The 18,893-nt window shown below is 47.7% G+C and carries 17 protein-coding genes; 5 read left to right on the top strand and 12 right to left on the bottom strand.

Annotation, left to right across the window (positions count from 1 at the left end; genetic code table 11):
- Nucleotides 1-225: 225 nt before the first annotated feature.
- Complete coding sequence (locus QUA88_RS22215) at nt 226-660, bottom strand: MAPEG family protein (RefSeq protein WP_333273856.1); 435 nt, start codon at nt 658-660, stop codon at nt 226-228.
- Between the two features lie 9 nt (nt 661-669).
- Nucleotides 670-1,098, bottom strand: coding sequence for a DUF6220 domain-containing protein (locus QUA88_RS22220; protein ID WP_333054384.1), 429 nt, complete (start codon nt 1,096-1,098; stop codon nt 670-672).
- A 178-nt stretch (nt 1,099-1,276) separates the two neighbouring features.
- Between QUA88_RS22220 and QUA88_RS22225 the strand changes: the two genes are divergently transcribed.
- On the top strand, nt 1,277-2,029 hold the full coding sequence (locus QUA88_RS22225) for a LuxR C-terminal-related transcriptional regulator (protein ID WP_333259571.1): 753 nt from the start codon (nt 1,277-1,279) through the stop codon (nt 2,027-2,029).
- Between the two features lie 142 nt (nt 2,030-2,171).
- On the opposite strand, the gene QUA88_RS22230 is transcribed toward QUA88_RS22225, so the two are convergent.
- From QUA88_RS22230 to QUA88_RS22240, 3 genes are read right to left on the bottom strand one after another with little or no spacing between them, the layout of a single operon-like run.
- A complete protein-coding gene (locus QUA88_RS22230; protein ID WP_333054388.1) occupies nt 2,172-3,059 on the bottom strand; it encodes a sulfite exporter TauE/SafE family protein in 888 nt (295 codons plus the stop codon).
- Complete coding sequence (locus QUA88_RS22235) at nt 3,056-3,607, bottom strand: rhodanese-like domain-containing protein (RefSeq protein WP_333054390.1); 552 nt, start codon at nt 3,605-3,607, stop codon at nt 3,056-3,058. Before QUA88_RS22235 ends, QUA88_RS22230 begins: the two co-directional genes overlap by 4 nt.
- A gap of 31 nt (nt 3,608-3,638) precedes the next feature.
- A complete protein-coding gene (locus QUA88_RS22240; protein ID WP_333209220.1) occupies nt 3,639-4,340 on the bottom strand; it encodes an MBL fold metallo-hydrolase in 702 nt (233 codons plus the stop codon).
- 97 nt (nt 4,341-4,437) lie between these two features.
- Here QUA88_RS22240 and QUA88_RS22245 point away from each other — a divergent pair, with 97 nt between their 5' ends.
- Nucleotides 4,438-4,782, top strand: coding sequence for a metalloregulator ArsR/SmtB family transcription factor (locus tag QUA88_RS22245; protein ID WP_333054392.1), 345 nt, complete (start codon nt 4,438-4,440; stop codon nt 4,780-4,782).
- A 212-nt stretch (nt 4,783-4,994) separates the two neighbouring features.
- On the opposite strand, the gene QUA88_RS22250 is transcribed toward QUA88_RS22245, so the two are convergent.
- From QUA88_RS22250 to QUA88_RS22275, 6 genes are all read right to left on the bottom strand, one after another.
- Nucleotides 4,995-5,702, bottom strand: coding sequence for a methyltransferase domain-containing protein (locus QUA88_RS22250; RefSeq protein ID WP_333054393.1), 708 nt, complete (start codon nt 5,700-5,702; stop codon nt 4,995-4,997).
- Nucleotides 5,703-6,083: 381 nt separating this feature from the next.
- The gene (locus QUA88_RS22255) at nt 6,084-6,899 is read right to left on the bottom strand and encodes a DMP19 family protein (protein ID WP_333273861.1); all 816 of its coding nucleotides are present in this window, start codon (nt 6,897-6,899) and stop codon (nt 6,084-6,086) included.
- 273 nt (nt 6,900-7,172) lie between these two features.
- Nucleotides 7,173-8,759, bottom strand: coding sequence for an NAD(P)H-quinone oxidoreductase subunit 4 (locus tag QUA88_RS22260; RefSeq protein WP_445243009.1), 1,587 nt, complete (start codon nt 8,757-8,759; stop codon nt 7,173-7,175).
- A 521-nt stretch (nt 8,760-9,280) separates the two neighbouring features.
- Entirely contained in the window at nt 9,281-11,326 is a 2,046-nt protein-coding gene (locus tag QUA88_RS22265) for an NAD(P)H-quinone oxidoreductase subunit 5 (protein ID WP_333273864.1), read from the bottom strand.
- A 389-nt stretch (nt 11,327-11,715) separates the two neighbouring features.
- Nucleotides 11,716-12,093, bottom strand: coding sequence for a thioredoxin family protein (locus QUA88_RS22270; protein ID WP_333054396.1), 378 nt, complete (start codon nt 12,091-12,093; stop codon nt 11,716-11,718).
- A 44-nt stretch (nt 12,094-12,137) separates the two neighbouring features.
- Complete coding sequence (locus QUA88_RS22275) at nt 12,138-12,851, bottom strand: NnrU family protein (RefSeq protein ID WP_333054397.1); 714 nt, start codon at nt 12,849-12,851, stop codon at nt 12,138-12,140.
- A gap of 237 nt (nt 12,852-13,088) precedes the next feature.
- Between QUA88_RS22275 and QUA88_RS22280 the strand changes: the two genes are divergently transcribed.
- From QUA88_RS22280 to QUA88_RS22290, 3 genes are all read left to right on the top strand, one after another.
- Complete coding sequence (locus QUA88_RS22280; protein ID WP_015174889.1) at nt 13,089-14,093, top strand: LysR family transcriptional regulator; 1,005 nt, start codon at nt 13,089-13,091, stop codon at nt 14,091-14,093.
- 132 nt (nt 14,094-14,225) lie between these two features.
- Nucleotides 14,226-15,674, top strand: a complete 1,449-nt coding sequence (locus QUA88_RS22285; protein ID WP_333273868.1) for a serine/threonine-protein kinase — start codon at nt 14,226-14,228, stop codon at nt 15,672-15,674.
- 29 nt (nt 15,675-15,703) lie between these two features.
- A complete protein-coding gene (locus tag QUA88_RS22290; protein WP_333273870.1) occupies nt 15,704-17,431 on the top strand; it encodes an asparagine synthase-related protein in 1,728 nt (575 codons plus the stop codon).
- A 449-nt stretch (nt 17,432-17,880) separates the two neighbouring features.
- Here QUA88_RS22290 and QUA88_RS22295 read toward each other — a convergent pair whose 3' ends face one another.
- On the bottom strand, nt 17,881-18,885 hold the full coding sequence (locus QUA88_RS22295; RefSeq protein ID WP_333273891.1) for a zinc-dependent alcohol dehydrogenase family protein: 1,005 nt from the start codon (nt 18,883-18,885) through the stop codon (nt 17,881-17,883).
- Nucleotides 18,886-18,893: the final 8 nt, after the last annotated feature.

Consider the following 18,893-nt stretch of genomic DNA (forward strand, 5'->3'; position numbering starts at 1 on the left):
CCGTCCACTCATGACGGGCGGGACGCCCATCCCACAATAACAATTAAAATTGTAAGTTATTTAATTCGCGATCCTTATTGAGTATTGCGATCGCGACCTAACGACTTGGTTCAGTGGCAGACCGCCCCGCAAGACCCCAAACCTACACGCAGAAACAGGGTGGGCTTTCCGCTGCACCTTCATTGTTCGGCGACTGTTGATAACTTCTACCTCATTGGAACGAGGTTAATTAATTGTGCCAAAGTGCATAAGTGCTGCGCGGATCGCGATGAACCACACCGCGAGCGTGGCAAATAGATAGAGGTAGAACCGAAGTATGATGAGATTGAATGTGCAATGAACAGCACTATGCAATGTGCGAAACACGACGAATACCCACGCGGCGTTCACATACACTGTATCCACCTGCTTCGTGACGAACAGGTACAGGACAAGCGCATAAAAAAGTACCGGAATCTCGAACAGGTTTTTTAGGTTATCCGATGGATTGGATACGCTTGGTGGCGAAATTTGTGCCAGTGTTCCCGGTACAGCAAGCTCTTTTGGGGTGAGCTTTCTACTGGTGATAAAACTGATACGGCGGATGTACATATACACCCAGACGAGGAAAGTTAGAAACACTGTTGCAAAGAAGGGACTGAAAATTGTATCTTGCGTCATTTCTACCTCTCAAATTTGATTGTTATGATAGTTTGTGGGCGATAAAGTGCGCCCTATGGAATGTACAAGGCTGGAAGAAACATAGAGTAACGTAAATCCAATTAGAGGATGGAGTATCTCTAGGTGAAGAGGACTTTTGAGATGAATGCTGGAAAATTGTAGTCCAAGCAGGATTGGCAAACTGGCGGCGAGATGTCGTATTCTGCGTGAGAATGGGGCGATTAACGACCATCCCAGTAATACTAATGACAGCCCACTGTACCCTCGCACGAACCAAAGATGAATATTCCACCATGCAGGATTATGGAAGTAGGCAACTCCAACCGTTAATAACTGAGCAATCAAGCAGACATTAAAGATGATTGAAGTCACATAAAAGCTGATGAGTATCCCACGTGTGGGAGTGCGATCGCGAGCGGTTTCCAAACTTGTTATCATGTCAAGTTGTTTTTGAGATTATAAGGGTAATATAAACTGAGTATTGCCATGCTTCCAGACCTCGATCGGGTACTCTTTTTGACACTCAAGCAATTTGGTTACAAGCCCCCAGATTCCTCCGTGGGGTCAATTCTAAAATCTAAAATCTAAAATCTAAAATCTAAAATCGGTTGACACCATGAGCATGACAAGTCCCTTGCAGCTTTTATTTGAAGCGATCGACCAGGTGAAGGATGAACAAGAGCTGCGATCGCAAATCCTGCCCAAAATCGGTGAGTATTTTGCAGCTAAAAGATCGGGAATCTTTTTCTTCGATGGACTTCCTTTAGCCGATAGCAATTTTCAGAAAACATTGAAAGTTGCGCTATCGATCGAACATAATCCTGTTGCACGTTATTTAGCGGAGCGCCATGCTCCTGTCCATGAAGCATTAGTGACATCATCTCCCAAGGTTTGGACAATGATTTGTCCCCGTCCCGATCATTGGCACGTGATGGCGGGGCCGATCGTCAGTCGCGGTCAATTAATGGGTGTAGTGGGTTGTACGCGCGATCGATCCATGCCCGCTTTCGATACAGAGAATCTAGCCGATTTGAGTGCGATCTGTTTGCATTTGTCTGTTTGGGCTGCAACAGTACGCGCGGCGAAGCTATCCCGTAGGGAATCGCAACACCAACCTTTCAAGACTTCACGCCTAACGCCTCGTGAATTGCAAATTGCCGAATTGGTTGCTTTGGGGCGAACCAACGCAGCAATCGGGAGGGAACTTTGGATTACTGAGAATTCAGTAAAGCAAGCTTTGAAGCGAATGTTCCGTAAGCTTGAGGTTTCGTCTCGTGCAGAAATGGTTGCACAGCTTTCGGCGACAAAATATAATTTGCCAACCGTAAAAATGTCTCCATCCAACTTGATGCAGAACACTCACCAATAAACTTAAGGCTAGAAACCCTAAGAGCGATCCTCTTCTGCAAGCTTCGCTAACGCATTGAATTGAAGGGCGATCGATCTAGTGGTAATTTTGAAGTATTGAATAGGGCGATCGCGATCTAAGGGCTAAGATGAGTGGTGGCAGATTACCTCGGCATCACAGCCGACATCTCCCGTCCGTTTGAAGAGAGTGCGTTGTGAGGTGGCTCGTCAGCAGATGACTTTTTGATTCCCTGTAAGCTATCACGATTTTGGACTAATACGAATGTGGCGACTACTAGCAGAAAGTAACCGAAGCCTTTTTGAAGTTGTTGCGCTGGAATAAACTGTGCAAGATAAGCCCCAATCACCGTTCCGCATCCAGCTAAAAAGGTGAATGAAACCGTGAGATTCCAGTCTAAGGAAATATGCCCTAAATAACCTAGCAAACCCGCGACCGAATTACACGCAATAATTAGCAGAGAAGTCCCTATCGCCTGTCGCATGGGTACGTTTCCCAATAAAACCAAGGCAGGGACGATCGCAAACCCGCCACCCACACCGACTAATCCTGTCAAAATCCCTACTGCAATCCCTTCAGTCATCAGCCATAGCCAGCAGTATTTGCAAACAGGTTTGACGTACTCGATAGCCTCTAGCTCATCCTTACTAGATACTACCGTCTTTGACAAGGTGGTGCGATAAATCATCAAGCCTGCGGCAATCAGCATCGACAATCCAAATAGGGTCATCTGGAATGCGCTGGTAATGAACGGCAGCGTCGCAATTCTTGCACCGAGGTAAGCCCCCAACATGGTTGCAGTTCCAAAAATTACTGCGGTTTTGAGATTAAGATTACCGCGCCGCCCATGGGGAATGCTGCCCAATAAGCTAACAGTCCCGACAATAATCAAAGTCATGGCGATCGCAGGTTTAGGCGCAACACCCATCACATAAACCAGCACAGGCAGTGCTAGCACAGAACCACCACCGCCCAATAAGCCTAAACTCACACCAATACCAACTGCCAGGAAATGTCCAATTATCCAGATCATCGTTTATTTCCGGCTTGTTGGTTGTAAGGTAACTTTGCCAGTAGCATTCCCATCGCACAGGTGTTAGTGATTCCAGCAAACACTAAGCCAGCACCCACAAATCCACTCAGAAGTAAAAAATTAGGTGAGACAAATACCCCTAAAACTGTTCCCACAAAAACCAATGAGCCTGCAACAATCTGCACTTGCCGAAACAAGCTAATCGGCGCATTTTGACTTTTTTCAATCGGATAGCCTGCATTTTTCCAAGTAGGAATTCCACCACGCAGATGAATCACAGAATTGAATCCTGCGTCTAAACATTGTCTGGCGGCTTTGGCAGAGCGATTTCCAGATTGACAGTAGAGAACGAGTTTTTGTCCCTCAGACGGTCGTACTTGAATTGGATCGAATTGTGACAGTGGATGCAATTTTGCGCCGGGAATACGTTCAGTTGCATATTCGGCAGATTCCCGAACATCCACTAAAGTTACGGCGTTTTCCTCAAGCAATTGTTTCAAGGTTTGAGCATCAATTTCTTGAAGTTGAGAATCGTTAGTCAGTGTCATAGTTGTACTCCAAATAAAATAGATCAAAGGTCTAGGCAGAAATTGAGGTGAGGTTGCCACACCGTTCATTAGCTGGCACGGCTTCCATCATTTTTTGAGGGTTGGGCAGATTCAGTGCATTCATAAATTGAATAAACTCATCCCGACTGCGCCCTGTAAACCTAGGGTTCCAGCGTTTTTCTTCCTCAATGGAAGAAACAGTTTGCCCGCGATAGTCGTGTCCTGGATAGATCGAGGTAGAATCAGGCAAGGTAAATAATCTTTGAGTAACTGAATCAAACAAGGTTCCGGCGTCCCCGCTTTGAAAATCCGTGCGTCCACAGCCACGGATCAATAACGCATCCCCGGTCAGCAAGTGACTTTCATTGACGAGGTATGCCATGTGGCTATCTGTGTGTCCTGGCGTGGCGATCGCCTGCACTTCCACAGTTCCAAGCTGTAGCGTTTCCCCTGGATGGATAAAACGGTCTGCACAGTTAACCTGTGCTTGGGCTGGAACCACACTCACACAGCCTGTTGCTTCCCGCAGTTGAGACGCACTGGTAATGTGATCGGCATGAACATGAGTTTCCAAGCAATAACGCAATGTCAAACCCAGTTCTTTCAGCAATTTGATATCTCGCTCCACCTGTTCCAACACTGAATCGACCAATAGGGCTTCTGCGGAAGCGCGATCGGCAATCAGATAAGTATAGGTACTGCTTTCCCGGTCAAAAAGTTGACGAAACAGCATAGGCATCAGCCTCTCATTACATCTTTAGTGATAATATTACTATATAGTAGTATTGTCTAAAAAACAAGTCTCGCTCAAAATCTATTCACTCCTGCTTATGTCTCAAATCCCAGTTTCCGCTCTCGCTCAGGTGGCTGACTACTTCAAAGTTTTATCAGAGCTTAGCCGCCTGCAATTGCTGTGCGCGCTTAAGAGTGGTGCTAAAAATGTCACTGAAATCATTGAAGAAACAGGGCTGGGGCAAGCCAATGTTTCCAAGCACCTCAAGATTTTGACCCAGGCAGGCATCGTTCAACGGCAGCAGCAGGGAGTCAGTGTTTACTATCAAATCACTGACCCGATGATTTTTGATTTATGCGAACTTGTGTGTCAGAAGCTCGAAACTCGATTGCAAGAACAGTCACAACAGTTAAAAAACCTCGACAGATTGCGTCAACTCTAACCGCCCCTGATTGCAGCGTCTAGACACGCTTAATTGTTTCTATCCCAGGAGCGATCGACCCACTGGTAATTTTGAAGTATTGGGTATTGAGTATTGCGATCGCTCTTTGCCGCGACTCGGTTCTGGGGCCTCCAGAAAACTTTGCAACCTCACACTTGGTTTTGGTCAGTCCACTTCACGAGATTTTTCAGCGGCTGTTGATAACTACACTTCTAGCGAGGTGGTGTTCGCCTAGCATACCAGGCATGAATCAGAAGGGTTTGTAAGAACAATACAGGTGTATCAAAGCCGCTGGATGCAATTATTAATCCGACTTCTTGTGGGGGTAGCACAGCAGTATTTCGACCATAAGAAGCACAAAACTTTTCAATCTCCTCAGCAGGCACTTCGGAATACCTCAGCATCCGCTGCCAAACCTCGGAAAGGCTTTGGTACGCTGAAGTAGACATATCGGAAGCCACATCCGCACTGACCAAATATCCGTTAGGGCAAAGTCGTGAAGCAATTTGACTAAAAAAGTTGCGCCGCTCATCTTGTTGCATAAAGAAGTGAGAAACTAGAAGGCAAGTCGCCGCATCGAAAGAGTCCGATGCGCGCAGTGAATCGAGATAGCCTTCGTGAAAAGTGCAACGTGACGCGATACCACACTCTTCGGCGCGTTGGCGACAGATGTCAAGCATCGGTGCCGCAGGCTCTACCGCAGTAAACTGCCACTGTGGAAACGCTTGAGCCAGATAAATCAATTCCAAGCCGGTTCCCGCACCGACACAGAGAATCCGTGCATCGGTAGGAAGTTCAGAAAGTACAAAGCGGATCAGTAAATGAAGTGCGTCGCGCATCGGAGCCAATTTAGCGAATCTTTTGTCGTAGGAAGAAGCGCGTTCTCGATCGAAAACAATAGGTGACTCTTGATTTTGCATTCTGGAAAGCCAATAAGCTTGCAATCTGTATTTTAATAGCTATCTGAATTGGATTTTAGCGCCTCGCTTCAACACTTACGGGGTTCCGGCAAAACAAAAGTAATAAGACTCCTAAAATCTCGATCGCCCAAAACACCATAGAAAAATCCAAAACCCGTTTAATCATCGATGTTTTGGGGTTTTCTTCCTGGCATCCGGTTCAAATTACAACTTGCGAGGGTGCGATCGCCCTTAACAAATATCGCACTCTTGGCAGAACAATAACGCTTTGCAGTTCGGTTAGTATTCCCTTTTATTCTAGCAAGTATAGAAATAAGAACAATTAAGAGTAAAGACTAAAAAAGATAGTGCATCAACCTAACTATTAATTTGGCTGCATAATTATACGACTACCAGCTCCGCAATCTGTTCCTTGGACTTTCCAGAAAACATCATTGCCTTCCCGTCAGCCTCCACCATGAAGTGATGCCCATTGTCAGTAATAAAGTGCCAAGCGAGTATTCTTTTGCCACCGTACTCATTCATAGTATCGCCTGCCGTAACGCGCTCAAGCTTATGGCCGGCTGCATCGCACAAGGCTCGTATCAGTTTCATGTATCTCGGCTCGGCAACACGGGCCTGGGCGAGCCGGGCCTCGCGATCGGAAATACTCAATGCTCGTCGAGTGACTTCCTGTTGGATTCGATCTTCTGCTACAACAATCAGGCCGGGGCGCGCTTTTAACCAGTTAGCATTTAATCGTTCGAGACTCTCCTCTTGTTCGATCGAATAAAAGTCCTCATTTATGCCATTTAGCCTGTCTCTCTCAGCATTTTCGCCGAATAACTCACTCGAAAAGAACGATGCTAACTTTGTCTTTCGTGCTGTAACCAGCGCCTCTCCTTTTGCAAAAAGATCGGTATGTTGTGTCGCGCCGATTTTCCCAAGGCCTTCTTTAACTAGCGCGATGACAGCAGGCTGCCACCTTGTGTTGTAGACAAACTGAGCAAAACCGCCATTATTCACCTGCCCGAGGTAGTAATCAACGTAGTAACTGAGGAGTGCGTCGTGAGAAATTTCTGAGAGATTCAGAAGCTCTTGAAATAGTGCATTCACAAAGTCAATATTTGATTGGATCGTCGCGCGGATATCATCGCTATTCATGCTTTCCGCTGAGAGCACGACCGCATCTTTCGAGCCAAGTATGTCGTCACTCATTTTTCCGTCTCCCTCTTAGGCTAAAACTTTTTATCTTGCCCAACTATTAATTATATTGCAGTTGCAACATCGAATATAGCCTATCATGCTCTTTTATGCTTTTTGAGGAACGACAATACTGAAAATTACATCAGCGTTCATCTGTGTTTATCTGCTGAAATCTGCGGTTTAAAAATCCCAATCTAATCGATTTACTTCGAGCCGATATATACAAAACCCCCAAACCATTTTAAAAATTAAGTTTGGGGGTTTTATTCCTAAATCCAGTTCAAATCACAACTTACTCGGCTCGATCGCCGGAGCACGCAGAGACAGAGTTTTATCCGCAGCAGCCTTAGCCACAAGCGACGGCACAGAATCGCGCAACTTTGCAGTCAACTGTACAGTAGTCGCATCATAAACCTGAGTCAGCATCTTAGGATACAAACCGATACCGATAATCGGCACTAACAGAGCCGCAATAATAAACACTTCTCGCGGTTCCGCATCCACCAATTCCTCGTGATCCGACAATTCCTTATTTTCAGGCCCGTAGAAGATTTCACGCAGCATCGACAGCAGATAAATCGGAGTCAAAATCACCCCGACAGCAGCTAGAAATACCACACAAACCTTAAACACCGGATTGTAAGCATCGCTCGTTGCAAAACCCACAAATACCATCAATTCTGCTACAAAACCGCTCATTCCCGGCAAAGCCAAAGAAGCCATAGAACAAGCAGTCCACATCGCAAAAACCTTACGCATTTTCTGCCCCACACCGCCCATTTCATCGAGCATCAGGGTGTGAGTGCGATCGTAAGTGCAACCTACCATGAAGAACAAACTCGCCCCAATTAAACCGTGGGAAACCATTTGCAGCATTGCACCGCTAATTCCCAAATCGGTAAACGAAGCTATCCCAATCAGCACAAACCCCATGTGCGAAATCGAAGAATAAGCAATTTTTCGCTTCAAATTGCGCTGAGCAAAAGAAGTTAAGGCGGCGTAAACAATGTTAACCACACCCAAAATTACCAAGATGGGTGCGAAGGTAGCGTGAGCATCCGGGAGCATTCCCGCATTCATCCGCAGTAAAGCGTAACCGCCCATTTTTAGCAGAATTCCTGCTAGCAACATATGGGCGGGTGCGGTTGCTTCCCCGTGAGCGTCAGGGAGCCAAGTGTGCAGCGGAAAAATCGGCAGTTTGACACCGTAAGCTATTAAGAAACCTGTGTAAAGGAGCAATTCTACATTGGGGGCGTAATCTTTAGCTGCGATCGCCCGCATATCGAAAGTCACCGTATCGCCGTAAAACGCCATCGTCAGCGCGCCCAGCAAAATAAACAGCGAACCGCCTGCGGTGTATAGGATAAACTTAGTTGCTGCATAGAGGCGCTTCTTGCCGCCCCAGATGGACAAAATCAGGTAAATCGGGACTAATTCCAGTTCCCAAACCAGGAAAAACAGCAACATATCCTGCACGGCAAAAACTGCGATTTGGCCGCCGTACATTGTCAGCATCAAAAAGTAAAAAAGCTTCGGTTTAAAGGTGACAGGCCAAGCAGCTAAAGTAGCCAGAGTAGTAATAAAACCAGTCAGCAAAATCAGCGGCATTGATAAACCGTCAGCACCCACCGACCAATTCAAATCGAGTTGCTGCACCCAAGTATAGCTTTCTACCAGTTGCAAATCTGGATTGCTGAAGTCGTACTGAGTGTAAAAAGCGTAAACAAGTAGGGCAAAATCGATCAAACCCACAATTAGGGCATACCACCGCACCGTCTTGCCATCCTTATCGGGAATTAAAGGAATCAGCAAGGACGCAGCAATGGGAAACAGAATTGTTGTTGTTAACCAGGGAAAGTTAGCTGTATCCATTGCGTTTTAAAATGATCCATCAGTTATTAGGTTTAAACACATTTTGCCAATTTTAGCCTAAATTTTATACTTTCTTTAGACGGAACATTTTTTTTTGCTATTATCTGGACAAATTATGCGATCGCAACAGTTAAGTTTAATGAAAGATTTATTTCTCTTTGCTAATTGTCAATTGTGAGTTATTGAGCTAATGCCCGTTCTTAAAATATCTTCTGGCGAGAAATGGCATTGCCCCTTGGTGTCAACTTCAGCCGCTCATCTGCAATTGGGCGAGTCCGCCAGGGAATGAATTCCCTGGCTAATAGCGAAAGTCCTCTCAAGAGGACTAATAGATATCTCCAAAAAAGCCAGTATTGAACAGGCAAGATGCCTGTTCCACAATAAGAGGTTTAAGGAGTTCTTCAGTCCTCATAGCGAAGACTTTAGCTTTGAGACAGGGAATTCATTCCCTGTCGGACTATCGGACTATCGGTTTTACCGGGAAAGTTGACACTAATGGACAATGCCGTATCTCTACAGATTTAACCGACTCCAGAAACGATCGCAAAACCCAGAACTGCGACAAACACAATCAGAGCATAAAATTGAGCGCGACCGCTCTCAAAGTATTTCAAACCTTCGCCGCTAACCAGGGTGATAAACCCTGTTAAGTTGACGACACCATCGACGACTCGCAAATCAACTTCCATGACTTGCCGCGCTAAACGGCGGCTGCCTTTGACAAAGAGAAAATCGTTGATATCGTCGAGATACCACTTGTTCAGGGAGAACTCGTAAAGCGGTTTGATTTTTTGGGCGATCGCACTTGGGTCAATTTTACGGCTCAAATACATCAGAGAAGCCAAAGTAATGCCCAGCAAAGCAATACCTACAGAGCTTCCGCCCATAATCAAAAATTCCGTCAAATTGAACTCAGCAGCGTGTTCCAAAACTTCTTCGAGAGACTCCCCAGGCGCGCGAACAAACTGCTCGAAATAATTGGCAAACGGCGTACCGAGAAAACCGATAAACACAGAAGGTACTGCCAGCAACACTAACGGCAGAGCCATTGTCAGAGGAGATTCGTGAGGCAAATGGTCGTGCTCATCGTGACTGTCGTCAGTTGATGCCAATTCCTTAACGTTCATCGCTCCCGGGCCGAAAACTAAACCCGGTTGCAGAAGTTGCTGTTTGATAGCGTTGTTATTGCCCCGGAATTCGCCCTCAAAGGTGCTGAAATACATCCGAAACATATAAAACGCGGTCATCCCGGCCGTCAGCCAGCTAACAGCCCACAGAGCGGGATTTGCGGAGAAGGCGCTGGCGAGGATTTCGTCTTTTGACCAAAAACCAGCAAACGGCGGAATTCCGCAGATTGCCAAATTTCCGATTAAAAAGCAAGAAGCGGTAATCGGCATATATTTCCGCAAGCCGCCCATGACTCGCATATCTTGAGCCAGAGCCGGGTTGTGGCCTACAACTGCTTCCATCCCGTGAATCACTGAACCTGAACACAGGAACAGCATTGCTTTGAAGTAAGCGTGAGTCATCAAGTGGAAAAGTCCGGCACTGTAAGCGCCGACGCCCATTGCCATCACCATGTAGCCGAGTTGGGAGATGGTGGAGTAGGCGAGGCCTTTTTTGATGTCATTTTGGGTAATCGCGATCGAAGCGCCCATAAATGCCGTAAAACAGCCGGTGCAGGCGATCAAATTCATGACTGCCGGCAGCCCTTCAAACACTGGGTACATCCGAGCGATCAGGAATACGCCGGCGGCTACCATTGTCGCGGCGTGGATTAAGGCCGAAATCGGTGTCGGGCCTTCCATTGCGTCTGGTAGCCAGACGTGGAGGGGGAATTGAGCGGATTTGGCTGCTGGGCCCAAAAATATGAGGACGCCGAAGATTGTCGCCAGAGTCGCCGAAAGAGCACCGGATTCTACTAAGGAGTGCAGGCGTTCGCCCATCACCTCAAATTCAAAGCTGCCGGTGGCCCAGTAAATGCCGAGGATGCCCAGCAGCAGGCCGAAGTCGCCGACGCGGTTGGTGACAAAAGCTTTTTGGCAAGCGTCAGCAGCGGGTTTGCGATCGTACCAAAATCCGACTAGCAGGTACGAACACATACCTACGAGTTCCCAGAAAATGTAAATCTGAACGATGTTCGGGCTGACTACGAGACCCAACATTGAGGCGCTGAAGATGCTCAGGTAGGCGTAAAAGCGCACGTAGCCGTCATCGTGAGCCATGTAGCCGTCGGTGTAAATCATCACCAAAAAGGCGACCGTAGTGACGATCGCCAGCATCACCGCCGTCAGCGGGTCGATGATATAGCCCATATTCAGCGAGAAGTTGCCAGCAGAAGCCCACTGAATAGTGCGGGTGTAGGGTGCGTGGCCCTGTAGTTGACTCCACAGCAATGCGAAGGAGAGTACCATTGACCCTCCGAGTGCGGACACGATTAATATCGCATTCGCTTGTCGGAGTTTGTTGGTTGCCTGGTTAAAGGTGATTAAGCCTAGACCTACTAGCATTGCGCCTGCCAGTGGCAGGACAGGAATCAGCCAAGCGTATTGATAAAGCAGTTCCATGACTGATAGGTAGTTTAAAGTTTCTACTAGATATGGCCAAAACTGTAAACAATTGTGACACACGCCTGCGCGACCCGGCAGAAATACTTGTTGTAATTCTCAAGCGTTGTCGATCGACAACGCTTGAGACCTACTGCCTATTTTCCGATCGAGCCGATCGATCTAGTTCGCCTTAAATCTATGCCCAAATATAGACTGACAAATCGAGCTTGGACGGAAAGAAATCAAGAAACCTGGTTTTTTAACCGATACCCTGGCGCTTCACACTATATTTTTGTAAAAAACACTGTTTCGGGGTTCAGGAATGCGACATTTGGCGCTCAGGTGGCCGATCGACAAATGAGGAATTGCTTCTGATTTCTACCTAAAAGCCGAATAACTTGCAGCCGTTACCTGTTGGCTACTTCCTGAAGTTGCAGCCGTTGAGATGGGGAAACTACGTGAGCGGCCAGCATCCAGGCATCCAGAGTCCGCCGCAGTTCCTCGCGTCCTTGGTAGTCTTCCAATCTAAATCGAACTTGATCGCCCTCAAACAAAATCAGCGTGGGCAGACTTGTCAGCCGATAAGTGTGGGCCAACTTGAAACATTGATCGGCATTCACCCCTACGAGCTTGACTTTTCCTGCCCACTGTGCTTCAAAAGTCTTAAGCGTGGGGTCGATCGCGCGGCACAAACCGCACCAAGGAGCCGAAAAGTGAACTAAAACGGGGGTAGAGGCTTGAAAAACCTCTTGTGCAAAAGTGCGTTCGCTAACCGACAACACCATGAGCCCTCAAAATTTAATAATTTTTTTCTATCCTAGGGATCATGCTACCAGTATATGTTCCTAGTGACACGCATCAAAAAAGGATGAATTTCCCACAGCAAACCAGTAAAAATGACTACACCTACGTAGGAAGGGCGCAGAAACTCAAGCAAATCAAGGGTTTGACGCTTTTGTATGATTGCCAAAAAAGGCATGATTGAGGTTCGAGATTTGATGGTTTCAAAGGATTCTCCAAAACGAGCCTGAAGTCGTCTGTCGCCGTGCCACACTCCGAACAGGTGGTGAAGTACCAAACCGATGGAAGTGACGAGGGTAAAGCTAGTGCCAATCCACAGGGTGTGGGCCACGCACCAAATCACTTGTCCCACCATTTGCGGGTGACGAGTGATGCGAATGATGCCAGTCTCGTAGAGGTGAACTTGGGGCTTTTGGACGGCGGCAATTTCTAGGAGGTTGAAAGTTGCTGGGTACAGAAACAGAAAGGAAATTGCCGAAAGTATCCAAACTGCAGGTTTAACTCCGGGTAATCCCTGTACTTGCCAAAGCTGTACGCCGTCGTAACGGTGGTTGAAAAAGTAGACAATCAGAATGACGGCTAGCGGCAAACTGACAAGGGCAAACAAAACGCGGTAAAGTCTCGGCCCGATCAGCTTTTCACCTTTGGGCCGGAGGGCTGCTAAACCGCTGTGGGCGATCGCAAAAACCAGTAATAGACCCAGAATAACTAAGTGGGAGTCGAGCGCCAAGTCGATCGTCATTGCAAATATTAAGAAAAGTTATTGATTCTCGGCCAATTTGTGTCACAAAGTATCTATGGGAGCATTCAGCGGTTATCAGTCAGTTAACTGTTCACTGTTCGCTGTTGACTGTTGACTGTTCGCTGTTCGCTGTTGACTGTTCGCTGTTGACTGTTCGCTGGAAAGCTGTTCGCTGCCTACAGTCAACCGTCAACCGTCAACTGACAACTGACAACTGACAACTGACAATTTAGATATATGTCTGACCTTCCTTTCACTTTAGACCAGTTACGCATTCTCAAGGCGATCGCCTCTGAAGGAAGCTTCAAACGCGCCGCGGACAGCCTCTATGTATCCCAGCCCGCAGTTAGCTTGCAGGTGCAAAACTTAGAGAGACAATTGGACGTGCCGCTGTTTGACCGGGGGGGGCGGCGGGCGCAACTAACCGAAGCCGGACACCTGCTGCTGAGTTACGGCGAGAAAATTTTATCGCTTTGCCAGGAAACTTGTCGAGCCCTGGAAGACTTGCAAAATCTCCAAGGTGGTACTTTGATCGTCGGCGCTTCTCAAACAACGGGAACCTATTTGCTGCCCCGGATGATTGGGATGTTTCGCCAAAAGTACCCGGATGTAGCAGTACAGCTTCACGTTCACTCGACCCGCCGCACGGCGTGGAGTGTGGCAAACGGGCAAATCGATTTGGCAATTGTTGGCGGAGAAATTCCTACCGAACTTGTAGAAGCTTTAGAAATTGTTCCTTACGCTGAGGACGAACTGGCTCTGATTCTTCCTCCATCTCACCCGATGGTACAACAAGAAACTATCCAAAAAGAAGACCTTTACAAATTGCAGTTTATATCCCTCGATTCGCAGTCTACGATCCGCAAAGTAATCGATCAGGTACTGACTCGCTGCGGCATTGACACGCGCCGCTTGAAAATAGAGATGGAACTAAATTCGATCGAAGCCATTAAAAATGCCGTTCAGTCGGGGCTGGGAGCTGCATTTGTCTCGGTTTCGGCGATCGAAAAAGAGTTGCTCATGGGCGTCTTGCACAAATCTCAAATGGACGAAGTTTTGGTAACTCGCATTTTGTCGCTGATTTACAACCCCAACCGCTACCGTTCTAAAGCAGCAGAGGCTTTCAGCAATGAAATTTTGCCCCAGTTTGCTACTTATTCGACCATCCTGGAGAAGAAAGAACCCCCTGCCCTCGATTTGGGATTCATAGAAATAGCAACTCCCAATTCGGCGGGAAGTTAATCTCTTAGGTCGCTGGCAGTTAGCAGTTCGCGGTGAGTTGAGAAATCGAAATCTGGTTTAACCATCACTTTTTCTTCGTTCTTCCCTTTTCCTTCTTTCCTCTTCCTTCTTCCCTCTTCTTAGCAAACAAAAATGGAAGTTTACTGCACCCGCCCGGGCTGCCCGCGCCCTCAAAACTCTTTTCCCGACCTCGATGACAGTTCGCGGCTGAAAACGGTGCAGCAAAAGTTTTGCACCGCTTGCGGGATGCCCCTGATTTTGAGGGGCCGCTATTTGCCCGTGAGGTTGTTGGGTCAAGGCGGTTTTGGGGCGGCGTTTTTGGCCAGAGACCGGGATACTCCCGCGATGCGGCAGTGCGTTGCTAAACTTTTGCAGCCGTCGGTAAGTCTGACTCCGCCCCAGCTAAAAATCGCTCAAACTCTGTTTGAACGGGAAGCGGCGGTGCTGGAAGAACTGGGAAACGAACATTCGCAAATTCCGAGTTTGCTGGCGTTTTTTGAGCTGACTGTTACGAGTTTGCAGCCGGGAAAAAACGATCAGTTTTTCTATCTGGTTCAAGAATTTATTGACGGTAAAAATTTGGAGGATGAACTAGCTGTTAAAGGCCGATTTTCGGAGGCGGAAACGGTGGAGGTGCTGCGGGAAATTTTGAAGGTTCTCGATTTTGTACACTCTCGCGGTTCGATTCACCGGGATATTAAACCTGCTAATATTATGCGGGGTAAAAACGGTCGGCTTTATTTATTAGATTTTGGGGCGGTTAAACAAGTAACACAAAGTGTTGGAAGTGTAAAAGCTTCGACTGGTATTTATTCTTTGGGTTATGCTCCGCCAGAACAGATGAGCGGGCAAGAAGTTTATCCGGCAACGGATTTGTATGCTTTGGCTGTGACTTGTATTACTTTGCTGAGTGGTTTGCAACCGACGGAGCTTTTTGATAGTTACAGAAATGAGTGGAATTGGCAGTCGCGGGTGCAGGTAAGTTCGGGTTTGGCTCATGTTCTCGATCGAATGTTATTATCAGCTCCCAGCCAGCGGTTTCAATCTGCGAGTGAGGTGGAAGCGGCTCTGATGTCTGGGCCTCAACAACCTTCTCAACCACCTACAGTCGTGGTGGCGCCGCCTCCCATACCTCTTCAACCAACTCTGCCGCCTCATCCTGTACGGGTTCCTGCAACACCTCCCGGAGGGCTGCAACCTTCGCAGAGAGCGACTTTTTCGATTTGGGAGGTTTTGTCGGGGGCGGCGTTTACGGGTTTTGAGGCGGGGGTGCTGGCGATCGCCCTGACGAGTTTGCTGCCCTCTCCTGGCTTGAGTATCGGATTGTTGGGGATGATTGTGGCGGGTTTGATTTACGGCCAGTATCGCAGGGCGATCGAACAAACTGAGATGTTGATTATTGGCGCTGGTACTGTGGCTTTGCTGTGGTTTTTCCCGGTTTTACAGACGGCTGCAGGTGCGATTTATCCGAATTCTCCGATCACTGGCGTGTTGTTTGTGGGATGGTTGGGTGCTTTGGGTGCGATCGCTGGAACAGCTATTTTTCGGTTGATTTATAAGTTACTTTCTAATATTTTTTAAGCTAATAGTCACCTGTAGAAAAGCCTGTTTTGAACAGGAAAGATGCCTGTTCCACAATAATTATGGGAGATGTTTTATTTAAAATGCAGACTCAGAAGTCTATCTACCCGAATTGGGTCATTGCTTGGGGCCCAGAAGTCCGATCGCACCCTGCAACTTGGGAAACGTCCGGTTTTGCCATTATCGGCGCTCAACCCACCTTCAGCCCCGATCGGCGATTTGTGCTGGTAGGCGACTGCTGCTTCGATCGCACTTTGCTAGTCAAACAACAAATTGATACTGATGGATTGAGCGATTTGGCGATCGTCGGACAGTTATGGGAAACATCCGGCCCTCAAACTTTGAGCTTATTGGAAGGACAATTTGCCCTTGCTGTGTGGGATCGAGAGGAGAAAACCTTGTGTCTGGGGCGCGATCGCGTGGGAGCAAAAACGCTGTATTACACTCGCACGGGAACGACTCGCCATATTGCACCTCGACTGCGATCGCTCAATCCCTATCACGATCGCACACTCGATTTGGTTGCTTTGCGCGACTATTTGTGCTGTGCTTTTGTACCCGGAGCACAAACGCTGTGGGAAGCGGTGCGAGAGTTGCGCCCTGGTAGCTACTTGTATTTACCGGATGTTAAGGCGCAAAGATACTGGGAACCGCAGGAGCAAATTACTAATGCCGATCGCCCTTTGGAATGGCACAGTCAACAAGTGCGATCGCTTTTGGAACAACTGGTGCAGTCAGCGCTACCAGCGGGAAAACCAGTCGCAGCATACCTTTCGGGCGGGATAGACTCAAGTTGCGTCGCCGCGATCGCCACAAGGCTGCACGATCGTCCGGTACACACTTTTTCTATGCACTTTGGCGCTCAATATCCCAGCGAGATTGAATTTGCCAACATCGTCGCAGCACATTGTGGCACTGAGCACCATATTTTAGAAGTTTCGCCAAAGCAAATTTGGGAGTTGCTACCGGAAACGCTGGCTGCTATGGACGATCCGGTGGGGGAAGGCTTGACGGTTCCCAATTTGCTGCTGGGGCGATCGGCAAAGCAATTTGCAGACGTGGTACTCAATGGCGAAGGTGGCGATCCGTGCTTTGGCGGGCCGAAAAATAAGCCGATGCTGCTGAATAGTTTGTATGGTTCAATTCAGGGTAAACCAGATGCGATCGCAGCTTACTTGACTTCGTTTCAAAAATGCTATGTGGATTTGCCACGTTTGCTGAAGCCGGAGGTTTGGGAAAAGGTGAAGAATGCGCCTTCCGTCTTTGCTGAGGAATTGCAACAGACAGAAACGACGTTTTTGAATCGGCTGATGCGGCTCAACATTGAGTTTAAAGGAGCCGATTACATTTTGACCAAGGTGAATAATCTCACGGCTGCGGCGGGACTAAAAGCTCGATCGCCTTTGTTTGATGCGCGGATGGTGGCACTGAGTTTGCAAATTCCACCAGAGTACAAGCTTTCGGGCGCGCAGGAAAAAGCGGTTCTCAAGGCTGCTGTGGCGGATTTACTGCCCGATGTCATTGTCAACCGTCCGAAAAGTGGCATGGTGATGTCGATGCAGCAGTGGTTTTTGAGGGATTGGCAGCGGCAAGCGCGATCGTTGTTGCTGAATCGTCATGCGGCGATCGCGCCTTACGTCGATCGAACACTAATTCGCGAGTGGCTAAACTATCGTGGGGAAGTTTTTCCCCGCTATGGGCTGAAGCTGTGGCTGCTGGTGACGCTGGAAATTTGGTTACAAGTTAATCGCCGTTAGTTACCCGAAATTAGGACACGGCGCTGTGCCTTTCGTCGTGTCAACTTCAGCAGTTGACGCCCCAATTTGTCGATCGACAATGGCATTTTCCCTATGCGGTTTTCGCTCTTGTTTATAGAACCGAATTAAACCGCAGAGGGCGCAGAGGATACAGAGAAACGGAAGAGACAGATGAATCATTCCGATGCCAACGGATTTGATATACAGTGTATTTCATAAACCTGGGATACGCTGTATATAGCCATCCTAAATCATTTGTCAATTTCTTGCTCCCTCCCCTTGGTAAGGGGAGGGTTGGGGTGGGGTAAAAAGTTTACGACTCCTGCAAGAATTGCTTTAGCTCTCCTGCGATGATTATGGGATGTTTGGTTTCAGGCTTTTTTAATTCGCCAACAGTCTATTGAAATCGCCCGCGATTCTTCAACCCACAAATTTAACAATTCGCATTTTTAACCCCCAATTTCAAGCACTATTTTACCGGTTACTGAGCCTGTTTCTAACAGTTCGTGAGCGGCTTGCGCTTCTTCGAGAGGGAAAGTTTTGCTGACGTGAATTTTTAGCAAGTTGCGATCGCACAAACGAGCACACTTCTGCAAAATATGAGCCTGCTGTTCCTGTTCCTCCACCAAACCTTCCAGCATTGGTGTCAACATTAATTCCAGACTAATTCGCAGATTCCGCATTCTCGCTGTTTTCAAATTGCCCAAAGCTGGATCGGGTTCCAAAATGGTTACTAAATCTCCATAAATCTTCACAGCCGGAATAGTTTGGTAAAAAGTTTCTCCCCCGACAGTATCGAAAGCCAAATCAACTCCTTGTCCTTGAGTCCAAGTCAAAACCTCATCGACAACATTGGTATTTTTGTATAAAATAACTGAATCTGCACCTAAGTGCTTGACAAAATTGGCTTTTTCCTCCGAACTAACAGTCGTGCAAACCTCTGCACCCTGCAACTTCGCCAACTGTACCGCGACGTGGCCGACACCGCCGGCACCAGCTTGAACCAGGACTTTTTGACCGGCTTGCAAGCGCCCTCGATCGTACAGCGATTCCCAAGCTGTAATTAAAACTAACGGTGCCGCCGCCGCCTCAGCAAAACTTAAAGCAGCAGGCTTGAGGGCGAGAAAACGTTGGTCTACAACGGCAAACTCGGCATAAGTACCGATCGACCCGCCCAAACCGCCATTGCAGAAAAAAACCTCGTCTCCCACTTGGAAACTTTGCACACCAGCACCGACAGCCTCTACGACTCCTGCACCGTCGCACCCCAAAACGTGAGGAGTTTTGTCCGGGTAAAAAGTGCCGCGCGATCGCAACTTAGTATCTATCGGATTGATACCCGCCGCTCGCAACCGCACCAAAACTTCAGTTTCTCTTTGTATAGTAGGGGCGGGGATATCTTGCAGTTTCAATACGGACGGGCTTCCGGGCGTTTCAAAAACGATTGCTTTCATCAGGGATA

This window comes from Microcoleus sp. D3_18_C2 (assembly GCF_036702395.1).
GTDB lineage: Bacteria > Cyanobacteriota > Cyanobacteriia > Cyanobacteriales > Microcoleaceae > Microcoleus.